Here is a 22,111-nt window from a genome sequence, read left to right on the forward strand (position 1 = left end):
CTTCGATACCTTACGCTCTTCGGATATGTCACCGGCGGCCCGCTCGGGTGGAGTCGGGGTCAGTTCGCGGTCAGTCGGGTGGAGTCGGGGTCAGTTCGCGGTCAGTCGGGTGGAGTCGGGGTCAGTTCGCGGTCAGTCGGGCGACGGCCTCGTCCACCGTCAGCTCCTCGCGCTCGCCCGTCCTGCGGTCCTTCAGCTCCAGCACACCCTCGCCGGAGCGGCGGCCCGCGACCAGGATCTGCGGTACGCCGATGAGCTCCGCGTCCGTGAACTTCACGCCCGGGGAGACCCCGGCCCGGTCGTCGACCAGGACGCGCAGGCCGGCCTCCCGCAGCCGCTCGGAGACGTCGAGGGCGAGTTCGGTCTGCAGCGCCTTGCCCGCGGCGACCACGTGGACGTCGGCCGGGGCGACCTCGCGGGGCCAGACCAGGCCGTGCTCGTCGGCGGTCTGCTCGGCGAGGGCGGCGACGGCGCGCGAGACGCCGATGCCGTAGGAGCCCATGGTGACCCGGACCGGCTTGCCGTTCTGCCCGAGGACGTCGAGCTTGAGGGCGTCGGCGTACTTGCGGCCGAGCTGGAAGATGTGCCCGATCTCGATGGCGCGGTCCAGCTTGAGGCCGGTGCCGCACTTCGGGCAGGGGTCGCCCTCCAGCACCACGACCACGTCGACGTACTCGTCCACGGTGAAGTCACGGTCCGCCACGACGTTCTTCGCGTGCGTGCCCTCCTTGTTGGCGCCGGTGATCCAGGAGGTGCCGGGCGCCACCCGCGGGTCGGCGATGTACTTCACCTTCTCGCCGAGACCCTGCGGGCCGACGTAGCCGCGGACCAGGTCGGGACGGCCGGCGAAGTCGGTCTCGGTGACCAGCTCCACGGTGGCCGGGGCGAAGTGCTCCTCGACCTTGCCCATGTCGACCTCCCGGTCACCCGGCACGCCGATGGCCACGATCTCGCCGTCGACCTTCACCAGGAGGTTCTTCAGGGTGTCGGAGGCCTGCACGCCGAGGTGCGCGGCGAGGGTCTCGATGGTCGGGGTGTCCGGGGTGGGGATCTCCTCCAGGGCGGGCACCTCGGTGGCGTCGACCGGCTTCAGCGTGTACGAGATCGCCTCGGTGTTCGCTGCGAAGTCGCAGTTCGGGCAGTCGGCGAAGGTGTCCTCGCCGGCCTCGGCCGGAGCCAGGAACTCCTCCGACTTCGAGCCGCCCATGGCGCCCGCGGTGGCGGCGACGATCCGGTAGTCGAGACCGAGGCGCTCGAAGATCCGCTGGTAGGCCTGGCGGTGCAGGGCGTACGACGTGCCCAGGCCCTCGTCGTCCAGGTCGAAGGAGTAGGAGTCCTTCATCAGGAACTCGCGGCCGCGCAGGATGCCGGCCCGCGGACGGGCCTCGTCCCGGTACTTGCTCTGGATCTGGTAGAGGATGACCGGCAGGTCCTTGTAGGAGGACGCCTGGTCCTTCACCAGCAGGGTGAAGATCTCCTCGTGGGTGGGGCCGAGCAGGTAGTCGCCGCCCTTGCGGTCCTGGAGGCGGAACAGCTCGGCGCCGTACTCGTCCCAGCGACCGGTCGCCTCGTACGGCTCCCGGGGCAGGAGGGCCGGCAGCAGCACCTCCTGGGCGCCGATCGCGTCCATCTCCTCGCGGACGATCCGCTCGATGTTGGACAGCACCTTCAGGCCGAGCGGCAGCCACGACCAGATACCGGCGGCCGTGCGGCGGACGTAGCCGGCGCGGACGAGGAGCTTGTGGCTGAGGACCTCGGCGTCCGCCGGGTCGTCACGCAGCGTCTTCGCCAGCAAGTGGGACATGCGTTGGACCGGTGCGTTCGCCATGGTTCTCGTACTCCTGCCGGGAAAGGTTGATGGCTAGGAGGTTAGCCGGGCCTGCTGTGCCGGTGGAAATCCGTTATCGGCGATCGGCTCAGCGGCGGCGCAGCGGCAGCGGGGCGCCCATCACGGCGTACGGCTTGGCGGCGCTCGGGAAGTGCACCTGGCGGGCGAGGTCGACATAGCCGAGCGAGTGGTAGAGGCCGCGGGCCGGGCTGTCGGTGTCGATCGCGGAGAGGATCGAGCGGGGTTCGGCGGCGCCGTCGGTGATCATGGTGATCAGGCGGCGGCCGACACCGCGGTTCTGGTGGTGCGGGTGGACGTGCAGCTCGGTGATGACGAAGGAGTCGTCGAGCCAGTCGGCGTGGCCCTGGGCACGGAGGTAGGGCTCCACGACGGTGGACCACCAGTGGGTGCGGGAGTTGGGCATGCCGTAGACGAAGCCGACGAGGCGGCCCTCGTCCGTCGCGCCGAGTGCCCTCGCCCCGGGGTACTGCATGTGGCGCAGGACGATCTGCCGGCGGACCGCTACCTCGTCGGGGCCCAGGCCGAAGGCGACGGCTTGGACCGCCAGGGCCTCGTCCACGTGCGAGAGGAGGTCCAGGGGGCCGATCACGAGGGTCATGTGGGGAGAGGTTACAGGGGGTTCCGGTTCGCCGTCCGGGTGCGGGTTGTGCGCCGTGGGCTTCGGGCTAGAACAGCACGCTCATGAACGCGCCGACCTCCTGGAAGCCCACTCTCAGGTACGTCCTTCTCGCCGCCGTGTTGAAGTCGTTCACGTAGAGGCTGACGAGCGGGGCCACGTCGGCGAGGGCGTACCGCAGGACCGCTGCCATCGCGGGGGCGGCCAGACCCTGGCCGCGGTACTCGGGGGCCACCCAGACACCCTGGATCTGGCAGGCCTCGGCCGTCGCCGCGCCGATCTCCGCCTTGAAGACGACCTTGCCGTGCTCGTCGAGCCGGGCGAACGAGCGGCCGGCACCGACCAGTTCGGCGACCCTCGCCTGGTAGAGGAGGCCGCCGTCACCGGCCAGCGGGGAGACGCCCACCTCCTCGGTGAACATCGCCACGCACGCCGGCATGATCGTCTCCATCTCGTCCTTGCGGATGCGGCGGACGTACGGATCCGGGGCTATGTCGGCGGACATGCGGTCGGTGACCATCAGGGGCTGGCGGGCGCGGACCTCGCGGGCCGGCCCCCAGTGGGGTTCCAGCAGGCGCCACAGCTGGGCGGTCGCCTCGGCGGGGCCGACGATGGAGGAGCAACGGCGGCCCGCCCTGCGGGCGCGGTCGGCGAAGGCGCGGATCGCGCGGGGGGTGGCGCAGATCGGGACGAGGTTGGCGCCGGCGTAGCAGAGGGACGTGAGCATGCCGTCCTCGTACCAGCCCCACATCTCGCCGCCGAGGCGCCAGGGGTCGAGGCCGGCCACCTGGACACGCGAGGTCACGAAGGCGTTCGCGACCGGCTCGCGGTCGAGTACCGCGAGCGCGGCGTCCAGGTCACTCGGTTCGAGCACCCGTGAGGTGGTCTGCGTCAACACGTGCGGGGCCTCACGCTGAGGGGTTCTGCTTGATCTCCGCACTGTACCTGCGGAAGCTGAGCGGTGCCGCGCCGGTGTGGGTTGCCGTTGGCTGGTTGGTGCTGTCAACCCTGGTTGCCGTTTGGGCGCCTACGAGCCCGGGAGGGCCTGCCGGGACGCGGGTGCGGACCGTGTGTGGCTGGTCGCGCAGTTCCTCCCCCAGCCTTCGGCTGGGGGACCCCCAGCGCCCCCTTCGGGGCGCGCTCTTCGGGGCGCTTCTCAGCCGGCCACCGACACCGACGGCTCGCCCGACTCCGTGCCGGCCGCCTCCATCTGTTCGGCCAGCTTCATGGCCTCCTCGATGAGGGTCTCCACGATCTTGGACTCCGGCACCGTCTTGATGACCTCGCCCTTGACGAAGATCTGGCCCTTGCCGTTGCCGGAGGCGACGCCGAGGTCGGCCTCGCGTGCCTCGCCGGGGCCGTTGACGACGCATCCCATGACGGCGACGCGCAGCGGGACCTCCATGCCGGTCAGGCCCGCGGTGACCTCTTCGGCCAGCTTGTAGACGTCGACCTGGGCGCGGCCGCAGGACGGGCAGGAGACGATCTCCAGGCCGCGCTGCCTGAGGTTGAGGGACTCCAGGATCTGGTTGCCGACCTTGACCTCCTCGACCGGCGGCGCGGAGAGGGAGACCCGGATGGTGTCGCCGATGCCCTGGGAGAGGAGGGCGCCGAAGGCGACCGCGGACTTGATCGTGCCCTGGAAGGCCGGGCCCGCCTCGGTGACGCCGAGGTGCAGGGGGTACTCGCACTGGGCGGCGAGCTGCCGGTAGGCCTCGATCATCACGACCGGGTCGTTGTGCTTGACGGAGATCTTGATGTCCCGGAAGTCGTGCTCCTCGAAGAGGGACGCCTCCCACAGGGCCGACTCGACCAGCGCCTCGGGGGTCGCCTTGCCGTACTTCTGGAGCAGCCGGCGGTCCAGGGAGCCGGCGTTGACGCCGATGCGGATCGGGGTGCCGTGGTCCTTGGCGGCCCGCGCGATCTCCTTGACCTTGTCGTCGAACTGCTTGATGTTGCCGGGGTTGACGCGGACGGCGGCACAGCCGGCCTCGATCGCGGCGAAGACGTACTTCGGCTGGAAGTGGATGTCCGCGATGACCGGGATCTGGGACTTCCTCGCGATCGTCGCGAGGGCGTCGGCGTCGTCCTGGGTGGGGCAGGCGACCCGGACGATCTGGCAGCCGGACGCCGTCAGCTCGGCGATCTGCTGGAGGGTCGCGCCGATGTCGGACGTACGGGTCGTCGTCATCGACTGGACCGAGACCGGGGCGTCCCCGCCGACCGCCACGGAGCCGACCTGGATCTGCCGGCTCTTCCGGCGCTCGGCGAGCTTGGTCGGAACGGACGGCATGCCGAGAGAAATCGCAGTCATCTGCTGTGCAACCCCAAGTCGTGGATCTAGGTCCAGGTCCCGTCGTAAGCGGGTTCCAGGCTCCGAGATTACGGCACCGGCACCCGGGCGAGCACATCCCCCACCCGTAAACCCACTCGATGGAAGCGGCCCGGGACACGGTGTCCCGGGCCGCCTCGAACGGTGCGTGGCTAGGAGATTTTGACCGGGTTAACTACATCCGCGACCAGGACCAGCAGGGTGAAGCAGACGAAGATCCCGGCCACCACATAAGCCACCGGCATCAGCTTCGCCACGTCGAACGGGCCCGGGTCCGGGCGGCGGAGCACCCTTGCCAGGTTGCGGCGCAGGGACTCCCACAGGGCGCCCGCGATGTGCCCGCCGTCGAGCGGGAGCAGCGGGAGCATGTTGAAGAGGAACAGGGAGAGGTTGAAGCCGGCCACCAGCATCAGGGCCATCGCCAGCTGCTCGGTGGGCGGGATGTCGAGGGTGAAGATCTCACCGCCGACGCGGGCGGCGCCGACCACGCCCATCGGGGAGTCCGGCTGGCGGGGGGCGCCGTCGAAGGCCGCGTCCCACAGGGCAGGGATCTTGCCGGGCAGGCTCGCGATGGAGTCGACGGCCTCGCCGAGGCGGTCGCCCATCCAGGTCACGGAGTCGCCGAAGTCCTGGCGCACGATGCCGGTGGCGGCACTGAAGCCGAGGAAGCCCGCGGTGACGTACTGGCCCTGGACGATCTGGCCGCTGGAGTCCTTCTTGGCGACCTGGTTGGTGGCGATCTTCGCGTGCAGGGTGACGTCCTGCCCCTTGCGCTGGACGACGATCGTGACGTCCTTGCCGGGGGCGGACCGGATCAGGTCGGAGAGCTGGTTCCAGCTGGTGGTCTCGACGCCGTTGAAGGAGAGGATCTTGTCGCCGGCCTTCAGGCCCGCCGCGGCGGCCGGGGAGGCCGCGTCGGTCTTCTTGCAGCTGTCGCGGTTCTCGCTCTGCGCGATCACGCACTGGGAGACCGAGCTGACCGTGGTGGTCTGCTGGCTGATGCCGAAGCCCATCAGGACGGTGAGGAACAGCGCCACCGCGAGGACGAGGTTCATGAACGGGCCCGCGAACATCACGATCACGCGTTTCCAGGGGGCGCGCGTGTAGAAGAGGCGGGTCTCGTCGCCGGGCTGGAGTTCCTCGAAGGCCGCCGAGCGGGCGTCCTCGATCATGCTGCGCCAGGGCGAGGTGGAGCGCGCGGTGATGCGGCCGTCGGCGCCGGGCGGGAACATGCCGATCATGCGGATGTAGCCGCCGAGCGGGATGGCCTTGATCCCGTACTCGGTGTCGCCCTTGTGCCGCGACCAGATGGTCGGGCCGAAGCCGACCATGTACTGCGGGACCCGGATGCCGAAGAGCTTGGCGGTGGACAGGTGCCCCAGCTCGTGCCAGGCGATCGAGACCAGCAGGCCGACCACGAAGACGACTATGCCGAGGATCATCATCAGGGCTGTCATGCACGCGCCTCCGCGGTCGCCGTCAGTGCTGTCAGTTCCCGGGCCCGGGCCCGGGCCCAGGTCTCCGCTTCGAGGACGTCCGGCACGGTGAGCGAAGTTCCCGTACGAGGGGTGCCGTGCTCCTCCACCACCCGGGTGACGGTCTCCATGATTCCGTTGAAGGGCAGCAGACCGCTCCGGAAGGCCTCGACACATTCCTCGTTGGCCGCATTGAACACCGCCGGTGCGGTGCCCGCGAGCTCCCCGACGTGCCGGGCGAGGTTCACCGACGGGAAGGCCTCGTTGTCCAGTGGGAAGAACTCCCAGGTGGAGGCCTTGCTCCAGTCGAAGGCGGGCGCCGCGTCGGGAACCCGTTCGGGCCAGCCGAGACCGATGGCGATCGGCCCCCGCATGTCGGGGGGCGTCGCCTGCGCGATCGTGGATCCGTCCGTGAACTCGACCATCGAGTGGACATACGACTGCGGGTGCACGACCACCTCAATGCGGTCGAAGGGAATGTCGTAGAGGAGGTGCGCCTCGATGACCTCCAGTCCCTTGTTGACCAGGGTCGCGGAGTTGATCGTGATGACCGGGCCCATCGCCCAGGTGGGGTGGGCGAGCGCGTCCTCGACGGTCACGTCGGCGAGTTCGGCCTTGGTGCGGCCGCGGAAGGGGCCGCCGGACGCCGTGACGACCAGCTTGCGGACGTCGGCCCGGGTGCCCGCCGCCAGCGACTGGAAGAGCGCCGCGTGCTCGGAGTCCACCGGGATGATCTGGCCGGGCTTGGCGAGCGCCTTGACCAGCGGGCCGCCGACGATCAGCGACTCCTTGTTGGCGAGTGCGAGGGTGTGGCCCGCCTCCAGGGCGGCGAGGGTCGGCGCGAGGCCGATGGACCCGGTGATGCCGTTGAGGACGGTGTGGCACTCCGCGGGATCGGTGGCGGCGACCTGTGTGGCCGCGTCGGGTCCGGCGAGGATCTCGGGAAGCGGTTCGCCGGGGCCGTAGTGCCCGGTCAGCGCCTCGCGCAGGGCCGGTACGACGTCCTCGCGGGCGACCGCCACGGTCCGCACCCGCAGTCGGTGCGCCTGTTCGGCGAGGAGGGCGACGCGGCCGCCGTTCGCGGAGAGGGCGGTGACCCGGAAGCGGTCGGGGTTGCGCAGCACGAGGTCGATGGCCTGGGTGCCGATGGATCCGGTGGAGCCGAGGATCACCACGCCCTTCGGGCCGTCACCCACGAGCGGGTCGTACACGAGATGCGGGTCGGCGAGGGGGGCCGGACTGGCGGGACTGTCGGTCATCCCCCCATTGTTGCCGCAACGGGCGGCCCGGCGGACAGCGCATCCCTCAGGCGGGTGGGTCGTCGGTTCCCGGCGTCGTACGACGCGGAATTCCCTTTGTGAGATTCAGGTGAAGATCATGTGATACCACTGCCGTGTATACGGATTCGGATCCAGGGGGGATCTTTCCATGCGTACTGCGCACATACGTGCCGCCCTGCCCGCGCTCGCGGGCGCCGCGCTGCTCACCGGCACCGTGCTGAGCACTCCGGCCCAGGCGGCCGGCGGGGTGACCATCTACCACGTCTGGTTCGACAGCCCCGGCAGCGACAACCGCTCCAACGCCAGCCTCAACGCCGAGTGGGTGCAGATCAAGAACACCGGCGGCTCGGCCGTCTCGCTGAAGGGGTGGGTCCTGAAGGACGCCTCCGACCACCGCTACGTCTTCAAGGACGTCAAGATCGGCGCCCACAAGACGATGAAGGTGCACACCGGCCGGGGCACGGACACCGCGTCGGACAAGTTCCAGAACCGCCGTGCCTACGTGTGGAACAACACGAGCGACACGGCGACGCTGACCAGGGCGAGTGGCGCCAAGGTCGACTCCTGCTCCTGGACGACGCGGGATCCGAGCGACACGTACTGCTGAACCGCTACTTCAGCGGGCGGCGGACGTTCTCCCGCGCGGACGGCCCGGGGGTCGCGTCGGCGATCCACGGGCCCTCGCCCGACGGGTCGACGATCCCCTGCTCCAGCCACTCGTAAGAGCCGCCGAGCACGCCCTTGACCACCTTGCGGTCCAGGTCGTCGGTGTTCGACCAGAGGCGGGTGAACAGTTCGTCGACGCGGATGCGGGCCTGCCGGCAGAACGCGTCGGCGAGCTGGTAGGCCTCGCGTCCGTGCTCGCCCTCGCGGCGCAGCCGCTCGGCGCGGACGCAGGCGGCGCTCATCGCGAACAGTTCGGCGCCGATGTCCACGATCCGGCCCAGGAAGCCCTGCTTGGTCTCCATCCGGCCCTGCCAGCGGGACATGGCGTAGAAGGTGGACCGGGCCAGCTTGCGGGCGTGCCGCTCCACGTAGCGCAGGTGCGGCGAGAGGTCGATGCCGTGCTTGAAGTCGCCGTAGGAGGTGGGGAGCTGCCCCGGCCCCGCGACCAGTTTCGGCAGCCACCTGGCGTAGAAGACGCCCGCGTTCGCGCCTGCCCTCGCCTTGTCCTGGAGGGACTTGCCGGGGTCGATGAGGTCGCCCGCGACCGACAGGTGGGCGTCCACCGCCTCCCGCGCGATCAGCAGGTGCATGATCTCGGTGGAGCCCTCGAAGATGCGGTTGATGCGCAGGTCGCGCAGCATCTGCTCGGCGGGGACCGCCCGTTCGCCGCGCGCCCTGAGGGACTCCGCCGTCTCGAAGCCGCGGCCGCCGCGGATCTGCACCAGCTCGTCCGCCATCAGGCAGCCCATCTCGGAGCCGTAGAGCTTGGCGAGGGCGGCCTCGATGCGGATGTCGTTGCGGTCCTCGTCGGCCATCTGGGAGGACAGGTCGACGACCGCCTCCAGGGCGAAGGTGGTCGCCGCGATGAAGCTGATCTTGGAGCCGACCGCCTCGTGCAGCGCCACCGGCTTGCCCCACTGCTCGCGGACCCCCGACCACTCCCGGGCGATCTTCAGGCACCACTTGCCGGCGCCGACGCACATCGCGGGGAGGGACAGCCGTCCGGTGTTGAGGGTGGTGAGGGCGATCTTGAGGCCGGCGCCCTCGGGGCCGATGCGGTTGGCGGCCGGGACCCGGACCTGGTGGAAGCGGGTGACGCCGTTCTCCAGGCCACGCAGGCCCATGAAGGCGTTGCGGTTCTCGACGGTGATGCCCTCGGAGTCGGCCTCGACCACGAAGGCCGTGATGCCGCCCTTGCCGTCCTTGCCGTCATCGGACCTCGGCACCCGGGCCATGACGACGAGCAGGTCGGCGACGACGCCGTTGGTGGTCCAGAGCTTCACGCCGTCGAGGACGTAGTCGTCGCCGTCCCGTACGGCGGTGGTGGCGAGGCGGGCCGGGTCGGAGCCGACGTCCGGCTCGGTGAGCAGGAACGCCGAGATGTCGGTGCGGGCGCAGCGCGGCAGGAACGCGTCCTTCTGCTCCTGGGTGCCGAAGATCTTCAGCGGCTGCGGCACGCCGATCGACTGGTGGGCGGAGAGCAGCGCGCCGACCGCCGGGTTCGCGGAGCCGGCCAGGGCGAGGGCCCTGTTGTAGTAGACCTGGGTGAGGCCGAGACCGCCGTACCTGGGGTCGATCTTCATGCCGAGGGCGCCGATTTCCTTGAGGCCGGCGATCACCTCGTCGGGGATGCGCGCCTCGCGCTCGATGAGCGCCGAGTCGATCCTCGTCTCGCAGAACTCGCGCAGCCGGGTGAGGAACTCCTCGCCGCGGCGCACGTCCTCGTCCGCCGGCAGCGGATGGGGGTGGATGAGGTCGAGCCGGAAGCGCCCGAGGAACAGTTCCTTGGCGAAGCTGGGCTTGCGCCAGTGCTGTTCCCGGGCGGCCTCCGCCACCTGGCGGGCCTCCCGCTCGGAGACGGTGGGTTTCTTGGTGGTGGGGGCGGACATTGAGGCTCACCTCGCCACGAAAGGGGACGTTGAGGACCGTTCGTTACCGACCAGTGCTACTGGATCGTTGGTACCCCAAACGGGCCGCGCCCACCAGTCCTCGCGGTCCGATCGGGGCACCCCGTCGACCCCGGTGTTGCGTCGAGGGGCCCTCGCGGGGGACGGTTCGGCGGGAACGCGTCACCCATTCGTCTGTCGAAGCGCTTCGACAAGCTATGGACACCCACCCCCACTGGGGCTACTGTCGAATCACCCTCACTCGCCCTTGTCAGCCATGCGCACTGTCGAAGCGCTTCACAAAGCTTGGAGAGCTGGATGGTCACCCTCGCCGAGGTCGCCCAGCACGCCGGAGTCTCGGCGAGCACGGTGAGCTATGTCCTCAGCGGCAAGCGGTCCATCTCCGCCACCACCCGGCAGCGGGTCGAGCAGAGCATCCGGGAGCTGGGCTACCACCCGAACGCCGGTGCCCGCGCCCTGGCCAGCAGCCGGTCGAACATCATCGCGTTGATGATCCCGCTGCGGACGGACATGTACGTGCCGGTGATGATGGAGATCGCGATCGCGGTGGCCACCACCGCCCGCCTCCACGGCTACGACGTCCTGTTGCTCACCGGCGAGGAGGGTCCGGACGCGGTGCGCCGGGTCACCGGCAGCGGACTGGCCGACGCCATGATCCTGATGGACGTGGAGCTGGAGGACGAGCGGCTGCCGCTGCTCAGGGAGAGCGACCAGCCCTCCGTGCTCATCGGCCTGCCCGCCTCCACCTCGGGTCTGACCTGCGTCGACCTCGACTTCGGGGCCACCGGGGCGCTGTGTGTGGAGCACCTCGCCAAACTCGGCCACCGCGACATCGCTGTCATCGGCGAGGCCCCGGCGGTCTACGAACGGCACACCGGCTTCGCGGAGCGGACCCTGGACGGCCTGCGGTCCCGGGCCAGGGAGCTGGGCCTCGGGGTGCTGCACCGGCCGTGCGAGGGCGGCTACGACGCGATGGCCGCCACGCTGGCCCGGGTCTTCGACGAACGTCCGGGCACCACGGGGTTCGTCGTGCAGAACGAGTCCGCGGTGGAACCCCTGCTCGCCCTGTTGCGCCAGCAGGGCCGGGCGGTGCCCGAGGACGTGTCGGTGGTCGCGATCTGCCCGGAGCAGGTCGCCGTCCAGGCCTCGGTACGGCTCACCTCGGTGGCCATCCCCGCCCAGGAGATGGGCCGCCATGCCGTGGAGCACCTGGTCGCCAAGCTGGACGGCCGGGGCAGTGACGACGTCGTGCTGATCGCACCCGAGTTGACGGTGAGGGCGAGCACGGGACCGGCGCCGGCCGGCTCCTGAGCCGTTCGCAGCGTTTCGTCCGCAGCGCCCCGCCGCCCCGGGGCACCCCTCTGTCTGCACTCCTCCAGGAGGACCTGACGTGAACCAGCCTGCCGACATCCAGTTCGCGGACCACCAGCCCAAGGTGAGTCTCGCGCAGTCCTCCCCCACCGTCGGCACGTTCCGTGAGCGGGACGGCGGCCTGGAGTGGAGCGGGCGCCAGGAGACGCTGCGGATCGAGCCGTGGGGGCCGGACGCGGTCCGGGTGCGCGCCCGGCTCGGCGGCCCGGTCCTCGGCGGCCTGCCGGGCGCCCTGCTCGACGAGCGCCCACCGGCCGCGTCGTCCGTCGGGATCAGCGACGGCGAGGGGCGGTTGACGGTCGGGAACCTGACCGTCGAGGTGTCCGCCGAGGGCCTGGTCCGCTTCCTGCGCACCGACGACCTCTCGGAGGTGCTGGCCGAGGAACGCGCGCACTTCTGGTGGCCCGGCTCCCGCCTCTACACGGCCGTCGGCAACGGCTACCACCGGCTGGAACAGCGGTTCGCCGCCTACGAGGGCGAGAAGCTGTTCGGACTGGGTCAGCACCAGCACGGGCGCCTCGACCAGAAGGGCCTGGTGCTCGACCTGGTCCAGCGCAACGCGGAGGTCTCCGTCCCGGTCCTGGTCTCCAGCCGCGGCTACACCCTGCTGTGGAACAACCCGGCGATCGGCCGGGTCGAGCTGGCGGGCAACGGCACCCGCTGGGTGGCCGACTCGGCCCGCCAGCTCGACTACTGGATCACGGTGGGCGAGCCGGCCGACGGGCAGCGCGCCTACAGCGCGGTGACCGGCCGTGCGCCGATGCTGCCGGAGTGGGCGGCGGGTTTCTGGCAGTGCAAACTGCGCTACCGCACCCAGGACGAACTCCTCGCCGTGGCCCGCGAGTACAGACGCCGGGGCCTGCCCGTCTCGGCGATCGTCTGCGACTTCTTCCACTGGACGCACCTGGGCGAGTGGAAGTTCGACCCGAAGGAGTGGCCGGACCCGGCCGCGATGGTCCGGGAACTGGACGAGCTGGGCATCAAGCTGGTGGTGAGCGTCTGGCCGTCGGTGTCGCCACTGAGCGAGAACCACGCCGTCATGGAGCAGCGCGGCTACTTCATCGGCACCCAGTACGGCCCGACGGCGCACGCGGACTGGCCGGACAAGGAGGTGGCGTCGACCGTCCAGGTGGCCTTCTACGACGCCACCAACCCGGACGCCCGCGCGTTCGTGTGGTCGAAGGTCAAGGAGAACTACCTCGACCCGTACGGCATCACGGCCTTCTGGCTGGACGCCTGCGAGCCGGAGCTGAAGCCCGGCTTCCAGGAGAACCTGCGTTACTGGACCGGTCCGGGCCTGGAGGTCGGCAACAGCTACCCGGCCGAGAACTCCCGCACCTTCTACGAGGGCCTGCGGGCGCAGGGCGAGGAGGTGGTCACCCTCAACCGGTCGGCCTGGGCGGGCAGCCAGCGCTACGGCGCAGCCGTCTGGTCGGGTGACATAGGCACCGACTTCGCGACCTTGCGCCGCCAGATCGCGGCCGGCCTCAACACCGGGCTGTCCGGCATCCCCTGGTGGAACACGGACATCGGCGGCTTCCACGGGGGCGACCCGGACGACCCGGCGTACCGCGAGGTGATGGTCCGCTGGTTCCAGTTCGGCGCGCTGTCCCCGCTGATGCGGCTGCACGGCTTCCGTGACCCGGGCATGCCGCTCGGCCCCGACATGACCGGCGGCCCGAACGAGGTGTGGTCGTACGGCGAGGAGGCCGGCGCGATCCTGGAGAAGTACCTGCGGCTGCGCGAGCGCCTGAAGCCGTACGTGCTCCGGGTCATGCGGGAGGCCCATGAGGAGGGTCTGCCGGTGTTGCGGCCGCTGTTCCTGGAGTTCCCGCGGGACCAGACCGCCTGGACGGTCGACGACGCGTACCTGTTCGGCCGGGACCTCCTGGTGGCGCCGGTGCTGACCGCGGGCGCCACGGCCCGGACGGTGTACCTGCCGGGGGGCGCCCGCTGGACGGACGCGTGGACGGGTGCCGCGTACGAGGGCGGTACGGCGGTGACGGTGGACGCTCCGCTGGAGCGCATCCCGCTGTTCCTGAGGGACGGCGCGCGGCTGCCGGTGACGGAGGAGGCGTAGTCCGGCCGGATGACGACGCCGCCTGTTACCTACCGGTAAATGTCTCAACTCAACGGTGTGGGCGGCCAGTTGGAGGGGGTAGGCAGTATCCCCTCCACTGTCCCCCACGAAGGGTTCCGTCCCCGTGCCCATGGACCCGCTCCCCCTGACGCTCGCCAACCTGCTCCTCAGGCCCGGCCTCCGCGGCCGCCGCGCTCCGGACCGGGCCTTCGACCGGCTGCTCGCCGCGGCCGGACCCGCCGAGGGCGACGAGCCGTACACCGACGACTTCCGTCACCTGCTGCGATGTTGGGCGGGCGCCGAGCGCCTCACCCCGGTCGGCTGGCTGTCCGCACGCGGACACGTCGGCCGGCACCTCGCCAACCGGGCCCGGGTCCGCCGGCTGCTCGCCGCGCATCCCGGGATCGAGCAGGAGCCCGTCACCGCCCCGGTGTTCGTGGTGGGACTGCCCCGCACCGCCACCACGCTCACGCACAGCGTGCTGTCCCTCTCCGCGGACCACCGCTGTCCGCTGCTCTGGGAGTTGCTCGCCCCCGACCTGGAACGCACGCCCGCGGAACGGGAGAAGGCGATCTCGGCGGCCCGCCGCCTGGTGGACGGGATCAACCTGTTCGCGCCGCGTTTCCGGCACATCCACGCCCTGCGCCCCGAGGGCCCGGAGGAGTGCACCTTCGCCCTGCCGCACACGGTGATGCCGCTGTCCCAGGCCGTGATCCCCGCGTACCTGCCCTGGCACGAGACCCGTGACTTCGAGGCGGACTACCGCTACCTCAAACAGATCTACCAGGTGCTCCAGTACGGCCGTCCGCGCCGCCGCTGGGTGCTGAAGTCACCGCTGCACCTGGAGAACCTGGAGGCGTTGCGCGCGGTCTTCCCGGACGCCACGATCGTGTGGACGCACCGCGATCCGGCCACCGCCGTGGCCTCGTTCTGCAGCCTGGTCGAGCACGGGATGGCGGTGAACACCCGCCCGGTCGACCCGCACTGGATCGGCGCCACCTGGCTGCGGCTGCTGGCCCGCTCGGCCTCCCGCGGCCTGGCCGCCCGGGCGGCCGTGCCCCGCGAGTTGCTCGTCGACGTGCCGTACTCCTGGCTGGGCTCCGACCCGGCCGCGGGTGCCCCCAAGCTCTACGCGGCCGTCGGCGCCCGCTGGACCGAGTCCGACGCGGCCCGCCTCCCGGCCGTCACGGCCCGCCCGAAGGGCACCCGGGTGCACGCCTACGACCTGGCCCGCTACGGCCTGACCCGAGCCGACGTCGACGCGGCCTTCGCCGACTACAACGCGCTGCGCGCCGAGGTCGACCGGGCCTGACCGCGAGGAGGCCGGCCCCGCACCGCACGCGGGGCCGGCCGGCTGCTCAACTGCTGCTGACGCTCTCGCTGTTGACGGTGAAGTTCAGACCGCCGGACGAGGACGTGATCTCGAAGCCGAACTGGAAGTCCCCGATGGTGACGTTGCCGAACCAGCCCTTGGTGTCCTTGATCCACTTCAGGATCGGCAGGACGTTCACGGTGCCGGAGGACGAGTTCGAGGTGCGGACGAAGGAGAAGACGTCGTTGGAGCCGTTGTTGCCCTTGTAGACGGTCCAGGTGTGGCCGCCCAGGGTGACGGTGCCCTGCGAGGTGCCGAGCGGACCGACGGCTCCGGTCTTGTTCATCCAGAGCATGATCTCGTACTTGTGGCTGGTGTCCCAGATGTCGTAGGCGGTCTCGTACGCGCCGGACGACGGGACCGTGACGTTGTAGCCGCTGGAGAGTGAACCGAGCGAGGTGACCGACTTGTTGATCACCTTGGTGGCGTTCGGGTAGGACTTGATGCCGCCGGTGTTGGGGTGGTCGGCCCAGACACCCCAGTTGGTGCCGGAGTTGGCCCAGATGCACTGGGTGCCGGCGCCGGAGCCCCAGATGTCGTTGTAGAGCGTGTAGCCGTTCAGGGTCGTGCTGGCCCACTGGTCGCAGGAGCTCCAGACGGCGGCCGAGGCGGGGGCGGAGGCCAGGCCGACGGTGGCTCCGAGCGCCAGCGCGGAGGCGGTCACGGCCATCGTGATCCGGCGGCGCAGGGTGTGTGCTGCCATGGTGTCCCTTCCATGGGTGGGGGGAGTTGCGGGGGTGGTCACCACGCCCCCAGGGTGAGGACGTGGTCTTCTCCGGCGACGAGGTCGAGCGGGGTCGCGCCGGAGGAAGTCCACAGGTCGACGCGGAGCGTCCGGGACGGTTTCAGGACGGCTCGCGCCCCGTCGGGGGTCCAGGTGAGGTCGATCTCGGCCCCGAACCTGGTGCGGACGCCGGTCAGCCGGCCGGTCGGGAGGGCCGCCGGGAGCGCGGGCAGCAGAACCAGCCGGTCGGGCGTGGACTGCACGAGTGCCTCGACGAGCACGGCGGGGAGGGTGTGCGCCGCGTCGGCGTTGTAGACGTCGCGGTGCGGGTAGTGGGCGCTCATCAGGGAGGCGTGGAAGAAGTCCCCGTCCAGGACCTGGCCGAGGGCGGCGGCGACCCGTGCGCCGTCGCGGAGCCGGGCGGCGATGAGCGCGTGGTGGAGGTGGCCGTGCGCGGAGTCGTTCTCGGCGCCGCGCAGTTCGAGGGCCCGGTGGGCGGCGGCCGCGAGCTCCGGGGTGTCGTACGGGGTGATCTCGTCCAGGGGCCAGACGCCGTAGAGGTGGCTGAGGTGGCGGTGGTCGTAGGTGTCGTCGAGGCCGGGCCACGCCCACTCGGCGAGCGCCCCGTCGGCGTTGATCCGGTGCGGGGGCAGCCGGTCGGCGAGGGCGCGCCAGCGGTCGGCGGCGGGACCCGGGTGGTAGTCGGCCGCCGTCCGCAGGGCGTGCCGGGCGGCGGACAGGTCCATCGCCGCGTTGACCGCGCCCCAGCTGCCGTTCGCGGGCCGGTTCTCGGGCGAGTAGGAGGGGACGATCACCAGGTGGCCGTCGGCGTCGGTCCGGCTGAGGAAGTCCTCGTAGAACGCGGCGACCTCGGCGAGTGCGTCCGCCGTGCGCGGATCGCGCTCGCCGCGGATCTCGTCGTGGTCGACGAGCGGCTTCAGGAGCCAGTCGGCGCCGGCCGTCCACAGGTGCAGCGGGTACTCCCGGTCGAAGTGGTACGACAGCCCGGACTCGCCGTCGCTGTGGGCGGGCGCGACCACGCCCCGGGCGCCGAACACCGCGCGCGCGTTCTCCCGCCAGTCGCCGAGCTGGCGCTGGACCAGCGCGGCGCACGCCTCGGTGACTTCGGGCAGGGCGGCGGCCGCGGCCGAGGCCGTCTGGAGGTTGACGTTGGCGTCGTTGGTGAAGGCGCCGGACCAGGCGGTGTCCCAGTCCCCGGTCCACAGGCCGGTCAGGCGGGGCGGGTTGAGGCCGGCGGCGGAGAGCAGGTGGTAGCGGCCGGCCGCGAACAGCCGCTCCAAGAGCGCGGCACTGTGCGGCCGGTCGAGCAACGCGGTCCCGGGCAGCGCGCGTTCGGCCGGGTCGGCGGCCAGGTCCAGCACCACCCGGCGGTAGGCGGAGCGGTGCAGGTCGAGGTGGCGGGCGAGCAGGGAGTCGTACGGCCGTTCGTCGGCGAGGAGGTCGCCGAGTGCGCGTGCCTCGGCGGTCACGTCGAGTTCGCCGGTGTGGCGGTGGACCCGGGTGAGGAGGAGGACGGAGTCGGCTCCGGTCACGCGGAGGGCGGGCGGGGCCAGTTCGGTGGTGCCGCCGGTGACGGCGACGAGGGTGACGCCGGTGTAGGCGCGGTCGCTGCCCGGGTAGCGGGCGCGGAGGCTGAGCAGGGCGCCCTCGGGGGTGCGCAGTGTGCCGTGGCCGATGCCCAGGTCGTGCGGGGCACCGGGGAGCCGGTGGTCGAGGGCGATGTGAAGGGCGAGACCGGTGGTACCGGTGACCTGCTGCACGATCACGTCGTCCGCGCGGGAGACGAAGACCCTGCTGGTCCAGTCGGCGGCGGTGGCGGTGACCTCGCCGGTGGTGAAGTCGACGGAGCGGCGGTAGCCGTCGGTCCGGCCCTGCGGCCTGCGCAGCCGGACCTGGAAGGCGGGGTGGAAGGGCTGTACCCACTGGAGCGGACGGCCGTCGGTGAAACGCTCGGCGGCGTCCGCCTCGCCGGCCAGCAACCTGTCCTGGACGTCGGCGAGTTCGGCCGCCAGGCGGGGTGGACGGGCGTGTTCGCCGCCGTTCGGGCGGACCAGGGTGTGCTGGGTGACGATGACACGGTCGTCGTACGGGTCGCCGAACACCAGGACGCCGTGCCGGCCGTTGCCGCTCAGGAAGGCGTCCTCCCAGCGGGCGGCCGGGGCGGGCTCCCAGGTGCCGTGGACGGGGCCGTTGGCGGTCATGGCGCGAGCACCGCCGCTCCGAAGCGGTCGAGCACGATCGCGTCCGTGACGCTGGTGCCGGTCAGCAGATCTCGGTGTGTTCCCATGACCGGCACATTTACCTGATCACGCCCGTGATTCAAAAGGAACAGCAGATCGCCCCGGCGGACCGCCTCGACGCCGGTCGGCAGCCCTTCCAGCACCGGGGCGACGCCGGCCCCGGCGGCGATCTCGCGGAGCAGCGCCCGCAACGCCGCCGGCTCCGGCAGCGTGGAGAGGTACCAGGCGCGCCCGTTGCGCAGCACGGCCGGCAGCCCGTCGAGTTCCCCGCCGACGTAGGGCACCGTCTCCGCGACCCCGGGCGCGGCCTCGATCTCCTCCGACCACAGGGTTCCCCGGAACCCCTGGCACGCGACGGTCTCCCCCGCGTCCAGCGGCCACCACTCGTGCAGGGTGCGGATGCCGAACAGCTCCCGCAGCCGGCCGTCCATGCCGCCGGGGCGGATCCGGTCGTCCTCGTCCACGACACCGGTCAGGAAGCCGCTGACGAGGGTGCCACCGGCGCGGACGTAGGCCAGGAGGTTGTCGACGGCGGCGTCGGTCAGCAGGTAGAGCTGCGGGACGACCACCAGCCGGTAGGCGGACAGGTCGTGTTCCGGGTGGGCGAAGTCGGTGGTGAGGCTGGACTCCCACAGGGCCCGGTGCCAGGCGTGCAGGACGTCCGGGAGATCGACCTCGGTGGAGAGCCGGCCTTCGTGGGCGCCGGCCCACCAGGAGTGCCAGTCGTGGAGGATCGCGATGTCGGCATCGATGCGACCGCCCGTCACCCGGTCGCCGATCACGGCCAGTTCGGAGCCGAGCTGTTTGACCTCCTGGTAGGTACGGCCCTCCTCCCCCGCGTGGCTGACCATCCCGGAGTGGAACTTCTCCGCGCCCTGCCTCGACTGCCGCCACTGGAAATAGCAGACGGCGTCCGCGCCGCGGGCCACGGCCTGGAGGGACCACTGGCGGTTGAGGCCGCGCGGCTTGGGGTGGTTCACCCCGCGCCAGTTGACCGGCCCGGCGGCCTGCTCCATGAGCATCCAGGGGCCGCGCGCCTGGGAACGGGCGAGGTCGTGGACGAGCGCGCCGTGCTGCGGGCCGAGGGGGTCCCGCGGGTCGGGGTAGAGGTCGACGGAGACGACGTCCTCCTCGGCGGCCCAGCGCCAGGCGTCCTGGCCGATCCACAGCGGCATGAAGTTGGTGGTCACCGGGATGTGCGGGGTGTGCCGGGCGACGATGTCCCGCTCGGCCGTGAAGCACTCCAGGAGCATGTCGGAGGTGAAGCGGCGGAAGTCCAGCACCTGGGCGGGGTTCTTCATGTAGTGCGTGTGGCGGGCGGGCAGGATGCCGTCCCAGGTGTCGTAGCCCTGGCTCCAGAACGCGGTCCCCCAGGCGGAGTTGAGGGCTTCGAGGGTGCCGTAGCGCTCGCGCAGCCAGCGCCGGAAGGCGGCGGCGGCCTCGTCGCCGTGGTCGACGGTGCAGTACTCGTTGTTGATGTGCCACATCGTGAGGGCGGGGTGGCCGCCGTAGCGGGCGGCGAGGTCCTCGGTGATGGCGGCGGCGTGGCGGCGGTAGGTGGCGCTGGAGTGCGAGAAGTGCTGGCGGCCGCCCCACCACTCGGTACGTCCGTCGGCGTCCCGGGGCAGCGTGTCGGGGTGCAGCCGCCCCAGCCACGGCGGCGGGGCGGAGGTCGGAGTGGCCAGGACGACACCGATGCCGTTCTCGTGCATCAGGTCCATCAGCCGGTCCAGCCAGCCGAAGTCCCGAACCCCCGGACTGGGTTCGAGCCTCGCCCAGGAGAAGACGCCCATGGTCACGGAGTTGACGCCGGCCGCCTTCATCAGCCGGACGTCCTCGTGCCAGGTCTCCTCGGGCCACTGCTCGGGGTTGTAGTCACCGCCGAAGAGGATCCGGCCGCGGGTGGCGTCGGAGAGCCCCGGCATCAGCTGGGCTCCCCGTACTGGATGCCACGTCCGTTGGTGGCCAGGTAGACCCGGCCGTACACGCGCGGGTCGCCGGTGACGGCCTGCCCGGTCCAGCCCCACTGGTGCCGGTCGTCGTTGATCCGGGTCCAGGTGGCCGCCTCGTCGTCGGAGCGGTGGACGGCGGTGCCCGCCCCGGTGGAGCCGACCAGGTAGACCGCCGGGTAGCCGGCGCCCGGCGCCGCCTTGCCGAAGCCGAGGGTGTACGCGGCCGGGCAGTTCGCGACCGGGGCGAACGTGACACCGCCGTCGGTGGACCGGTACAGGCCGTTCGCCTTCACGCTCAGCCACAGGTCGCCGGACCGGCCGGGCGCGGCGGCCAGCTGGAACTGGCTGTCCCCGGCGGGCAGCCCGGTCGCACGCGCCGTGAACGTCCGGCCACTGTCAGTGCTGGCTTGTAGCGTTCCTGTGACGGTGTCGTACGCGTAGAAGAGCGTCGGGTCGGCCGGGTCGGCGACCGGCGTGGCGCCCTTCGGGAAGGAGGAGATCTCGGTCCAGGTGGTGCCGTTGTCGTCCGACCGGTGGGTGGGGTACCGGGTCCCGTCCCAGTGCACGAAGGACCACAGCAGCACGCTGCCGTCGGCGTTGGTGGCGATCGGCCCCGGTGCGTCGTGGGCGACGGAGGGCTGGGCGGCGAAGGGCGCCCACGTCCGGCCCCCGTCGTTCGAGTACGCGCCGTTGCCGTGGTCGCCCCAGCCGGTGCGGACCACGTACGCCGGCCTGCCCGCGGCCTGCGCGAGTCCCGTCGCCGACCCGAACACGGGGTTCGTGGCCGTACCGCGGGACGGGGACGCGGTGAGCCGCTCGTGGTACAGGACGCCGATGTCCCCCGAGCCGCTCAGCAGGTGCGCCTCACCGACCGGGGGCGACACCAGCTGGAGCACCGACGTCTCCTCCAGGCCCCGGACGCGCGGGGCCCAGTGGACGAGGTCGCGGGTGCCGTACAGGGTGGCACCGGTGCCGTAGACGACGTGCTTCGAGTCGTACGGGTCGACGGCGACGGCCTGGATCCACCAGCCGAACTTGGGCTGGTCGCCGCCGAACGTGAGGAAGGGGGTCTCGGACACGTCGAGGACCGCGGCGTCCTTGAGGGACGTCCAGGTGCGGCCGCCGTCGGTGGTCCGGTAGAGGGTGTCGACGGCCGTCCACCGGTTGTTGGTGGAGACGACGACGGTGGCGGGCCTGCGGGCGTCGACGGCGACGCCGCCGTAGCCGAAGGTGTCGGTGCCGCCGGGCCGGACCGGGGTGACCTCGGTCCACTCGTCACGGCTCGTGGCGAGCTTGTGCACGCTGCCGTTCGCCTGCCCGTTGGGGCCGGGGGCGTCGGCGTACGTCACGTACAGCTCACGGGCGTGGCGGTCGTAGGCGGCGCGCACCGGGATCCTGGCGGCGGTGCCGGTGGGCTGCCCGGGTACGGGTTCCCAGCCGGCCCCGTCGGCGGTGCGGTACAGGGTGACGGCGGTGGCGCCGCCGTCGCCGTCGCCCCAGCCGGCGTACACCGTACGGCCGACCGCGACGAGCAGGGTGACGCCCTGGCCGGAGGCGGTGGGGGCGGGCGGGAAGCCGGTGACAGCCGACCAGGTGGCGCCCCGGTCGGTCGATCTGAGCAGCCCGTCGTGCCGGGTGCCCAGCCACAGCGTGTCGCTGTCCCGCGGGTCGACGAGCAGGCGCTCGCCGGTGCCCCGGCCGTCCTCGTTGGCGCCGAGCTTCACGGTGAGGTCGGTACGGGTCCAGGTGGCGCCGCGGTCGTCCGAGCGCAGGACGGCGCCGCTGCCCGCCCAGGACTGGGAGTACGTCCCGCAGGCGAGGTAGAGCCGGTCCGGATGGGCGGGGTCCACGGCGAGGGCCTCGATCCCGAGGAGGTTCCAGTCGTCCCAGCCGAGCTGGTCGGTGAGCGGCGTCCAGCGGGCGTGGCGGGCGTCCCAGCGGTAGGCGCCGCCGATGTCGGTGCGGGCGTAGGCGAGGCCGGGGACGCTGGGGTGGAAGAGGACACCGGTGATGAATCCGGTGCCGCCGATGACGACGTTGCGCCAGCGGTACGCCTGCGGCTCGGGCCCGGCCGCGTGGGCGGGGGCGGTGAGGGTGGGGAGAGCGGTGAGGGCGGTCGCTGCCGCCGTACCGGCGAGGAGGGCTCTGCGGCTCAGGGAGGGCATGGGGGGACCTTCGGTGAGGTGGGTGGGTTGGTGGTGGTCCGGGGTGCGGTCGGGAGTACCG

15 protein-coding genes are annotated in these 22,111 nt (G+C 71.5%); 4 read left to right on the forward strand and 11 right to left on the reverse strand.

The genetic code is table 11. The features are described 5' to 3' along the window. Positions 1-121: 121 nt before the first annotated feature. From AB0958_RS22900 to dxr, 6 genes are all read right to left on the reverse strand, one after another. Positions 122-1,828 (reverse strand): proline--tRNA ligase, encoded by a 1,707-nt coding sequence (locus tag AB0958_RS22900; protein WP_366892306.1) that lies wholly within the window; start codon positions 1,826-1,828, stop codon positions 122-124. A gap of 88 nt (positions 1,829-1,916) precedes the next feature. Beyond that, positions 1,917-2,447, reverse strand: a complete 531-nt coding sequence (locus AB0958_RS22905; protein WP_366892307.1) for a GNAT family N-acetyltransferase — start codon at positions 2,445-2,447, stop codon at positions 1,917-1,919. Between the two features lie 67 nt (positions 2,448-2,514). Beyond that, the gene (locus AB0958_RS22910; protein ID WP_366892308.1) at positions 2,515-3,363 is read right to left on the reverse strand and encodes a GNAT family N-acetyltransferase; all 849 of its coding nucleotides are present in this window, start codon (positions 3,361-3,363) and stop codon (positions 2,515-2,517) included. Positions 3,364-3,621: 258 nt separating this feature from the next. Beyond that, complete coding sequence (ispG, locus tag AB0958_RS22915; RefSeq protein WP_366892309.1) at positions 3,622-4,779, reverse strand: flavodoxin-dependent (E)-4-hydroxy-3-methylbut-2-enyl-diphosphate synthase; 1,158 nt, start codon at positions 4,777-4,779, stop codon at positions 3,622-3,624. Between the two features lie 170 nt (positions 4,780-4,949). After that, complete coding sequence (locus AB0958_RS22920; protein ID WP_366892363.1) at positions 4,950-6,242, reverse strand: site-2 protease family protein; 1,293 nt, start codon at positions 6,240-6,242, stop codon at positions 4,950-4,952. A gap of 8 nt (positions 6,243-6,250) precedes the next feature. Further along, complete coding sequence (dxr, locus tag AB0958_RS22925) at positions 6,251-7,531, reverse strand: 1-deoxy-D-xylulose-5-phosphate reductoisomerase (protein ID WP_366892310.1); 1,281 nt, start codon at positions 7,529-7,531, stop codon at positions 6,251-6,253. 169 nt (positions 7,532-7,700) lie between these two features. Here dxr and AB0958_RS22930 point away from each other — a divergent pair, with 169 nt between their 5' ends. Continuing rightward, a complete protein-coding gene (locus tag AB0958_RS22930; RefSeq protein WP_366892311.1) occupies positions 7,701-8,159 on the forward strand; it encodes a lamin tail domain-containing protein in 459 nt (152 codons plus the stop codon). A 4-nt stretch (positions 8,160-8,163) separates the two neighbouring features. Here the strand turns inward: AB0958_RS22930 and AB0958_RS22935 are convergent, their stop codons facing one another. After that, on the reverse strand, positions 8,164-10,107 hold the full coding sequence (locus tag AB0958_RS22935) for an acyl-CoA dehydrogenase family protein (protein WP_366892312.1): 1,944 nt from the start codon (positions 10,105-10,107) through the stop codon (positions 8,164-8,166). Positions 10,108-10,422: 315 nt separating this feature from the next. On the opposite strand from AB0958_RS22935, the gene AB0958_RS22940 reads away from it, so the two are divergent. From AB0958_RS22940 to AB0958_RS22950, 3 genes are all read left to right on the forward strand, one after another. Continuing rightward, entirely contained in the window at positions 10,423-11,436 is a 1,014-nt protein-coding gene (locus tag AB0958_RS22940; protein WP_366892313.1) for a LacI family DNA-binding transcriptional regulator, read from the forward strand. Positions 11,437-11,515: 79 nt separating this feature from the next. Further along, entirely contained in the window at positions 11,516-13,576 is a 2,061-nt protein-coding gene (locus tag AB0958_RS22945) for a glycoside hydrolase family 31 protein (RefSeq protein ID WP_366892314.1), read from the forward strand. A gap of 124 nt (positions 13,577-13,700) precedes the next feature. Further along, complete coding sequence (locus tag AB0958_RS22950) at positions 13,701-14,888, forward strand: sulfotransferase (protein ID WP_366892315.1); 1,188 nt, start codon at positions 13,701-13,703, stop codon at positions 14,886-14,888. A gap of 46 nt (positions 14,889-14,934) precedes the next feature. Here the strand turns inward: AB0958_RS22950 and AB0958_RS22955 are convergent, their stop codons facing one another. The 4 genes from AB0958_RS22955 to AB0958_RS22970 are packed head-to-tail and all read right to left on the reverse strand — an operon-like array spanning position 14,935 to position 22,050. After that, on the reverse strand, positions 14,935-15,651 hold the full coding sequence (locus AB0958_RS22955) for a hypothetical protein (protein WP_366892317.1): 717 nt from the start codon (positions 15,649-15,651) through the stop codon (positions 14,935-14,937). Between the two features lie 38 nt (positions 15,652-15,689). After that, positions 15,690-17,894 carry a glycoside hydrolase N-terminal domain-containing protein gene (locus tag AB0958_RS22960; protein WP_366892318.1) on the reverse strand — a complete coding sequence of 735 codons (2,205 nt, stop codon included), beginning with the start codon at positions 17,892-17,894 and terminating at the stop codon, positions 15,690-15,692. Further along, positions 17,891-19,858 carry a beta-galactosidase gene (locus tag AB0958_RS22965; protein ID WP_366892319.1) on the reverse strand — a complete coding sequence of 656 codons (1,968 nt, stop codon included), beginning with the start codon at positions 19,856-19,858 and terminating at the stop codon, positions 17,891-17,893. The genes AB0958_RS22960 and AB0958_RS22965 overlap by 4 nt, the downstream gene beginning before the upstream one ends. Continuing rightward, entirely contained in the window at positions 19,858-22,050 is a 2,193-nt protein-coding gene (locus AB0958_RS22970; protein ID WP_366892320.1) for a sialidase family protein, read from the reverse strand. The genes AB0958_RS22965 and AB0958_RS22970 overlap by 1 nt, the downstream gene beginning before the upstream one ends. Between the last annotated feature and the right edge of the window lie 61 nt (positions 22,051-22,111).

The sequence above is a fragment of the Streptomyces sp. NPDC006655 genome, assembly GCF_040703965.1.
Lineage (GTDB): Bacteria > Actinomycetota > Actinomycetes > Streptomycetales > Streptomycetaceae > Streptomyces.

What these genes read in the sequence shown, in the direction of transcription:
- AB0958_RS22900 (WP_366892306.1), bottom strand. Translation starts at nt 1,828, where the DNA reads ATGGCGAACGCACCGGTCCAACGCATGTCCCACTTGCTGGCGAAGACG.
- AB0958_RS22905 (WP_366892307.1), bottom strand. Translation starts at nt 2,447, where the DNA reads ATGACCCTCGTGATCGGCCCCCTGGACCTCCTCTCGCACGTGGACGAG.
- ispG (WP_366892309.1), bottom strand. Translation starts at nt 4,779, where the DNA reads ATGACTGCGATTTCTCTCGGCATGCCGTCCGTTCCGACCAAGCTCGCC.
- AB0958_RS22920 (WP_366892363.1), bottom strand. Translation starts at nt 6,242, where the DNA reads ATGATGATCCTCGGCATAGTCGTCTTCGTGGTCGGCCTGCTGGTCTCG.
- dxr (WP_366892310.1), bottom strand. Translation starts at nt 7,531, where the DNA reads ATGACCGACAGTCCCGCCAGTCCGGCCCCCCTCGCCGACCCGCATCTC.
- AB0958_RS22930 (WP_366892311.1), top strand. Translation starts at nt 7,701, where the DNA reads ATGCGTACTGCGCACATACGTGCCGCCCTGCCCGCGCTCGCGGGCGCC.
- AB0958_RS22935 (WP_366892312.1), bottom strand. Translation starts at nt 10,107, where the DNA reads ATGTCCGCCCCCACCACCAAGAAACCCACCGTCTCCGAGCGGGAGGCC.
- AB0958_RS22940 (WP_366892313.1), top strand. Translation starts at nt 10,423, where the DNA reads ATGGTCACCCTCGCCGAGGTCGCCCAGCACGCCGGAGTCTCGGCGAGC.
- AB0958_RS22955 (WP_366892317.1), bottom strand. Translation starts at nt 15,651, where the DNA reads ATGGCAGCACACACCCTGCGCCGCCGGATCACGATGGCCGTGACCGCC.
- AB0958_RS22960 (WP_366892318.1), bottom strand. Translation starts at nt 17,894, where the DNA reads ATGACCGCCAACGGCCCCGTCCACGGCACCTGGGAGCCCGCCCCGGCC.
- AB0958_RS22965 (WP_366892319.1), bottom strand. Translation starts at nt 19,858, where the DNA reads ATGCCGGGGCTCTCCGACGCCACCCGCGGCCGGATCCTCTTCGGCGGT.
- AB0958_RS22970 (WP_366892320.1), bottom strand. Translation starts at nt 22,050, where the DNA reads ATGCCCTCCCTGAGCCGCAGAGCCCTCCTCGCCGGTACGGCGGCAGCG.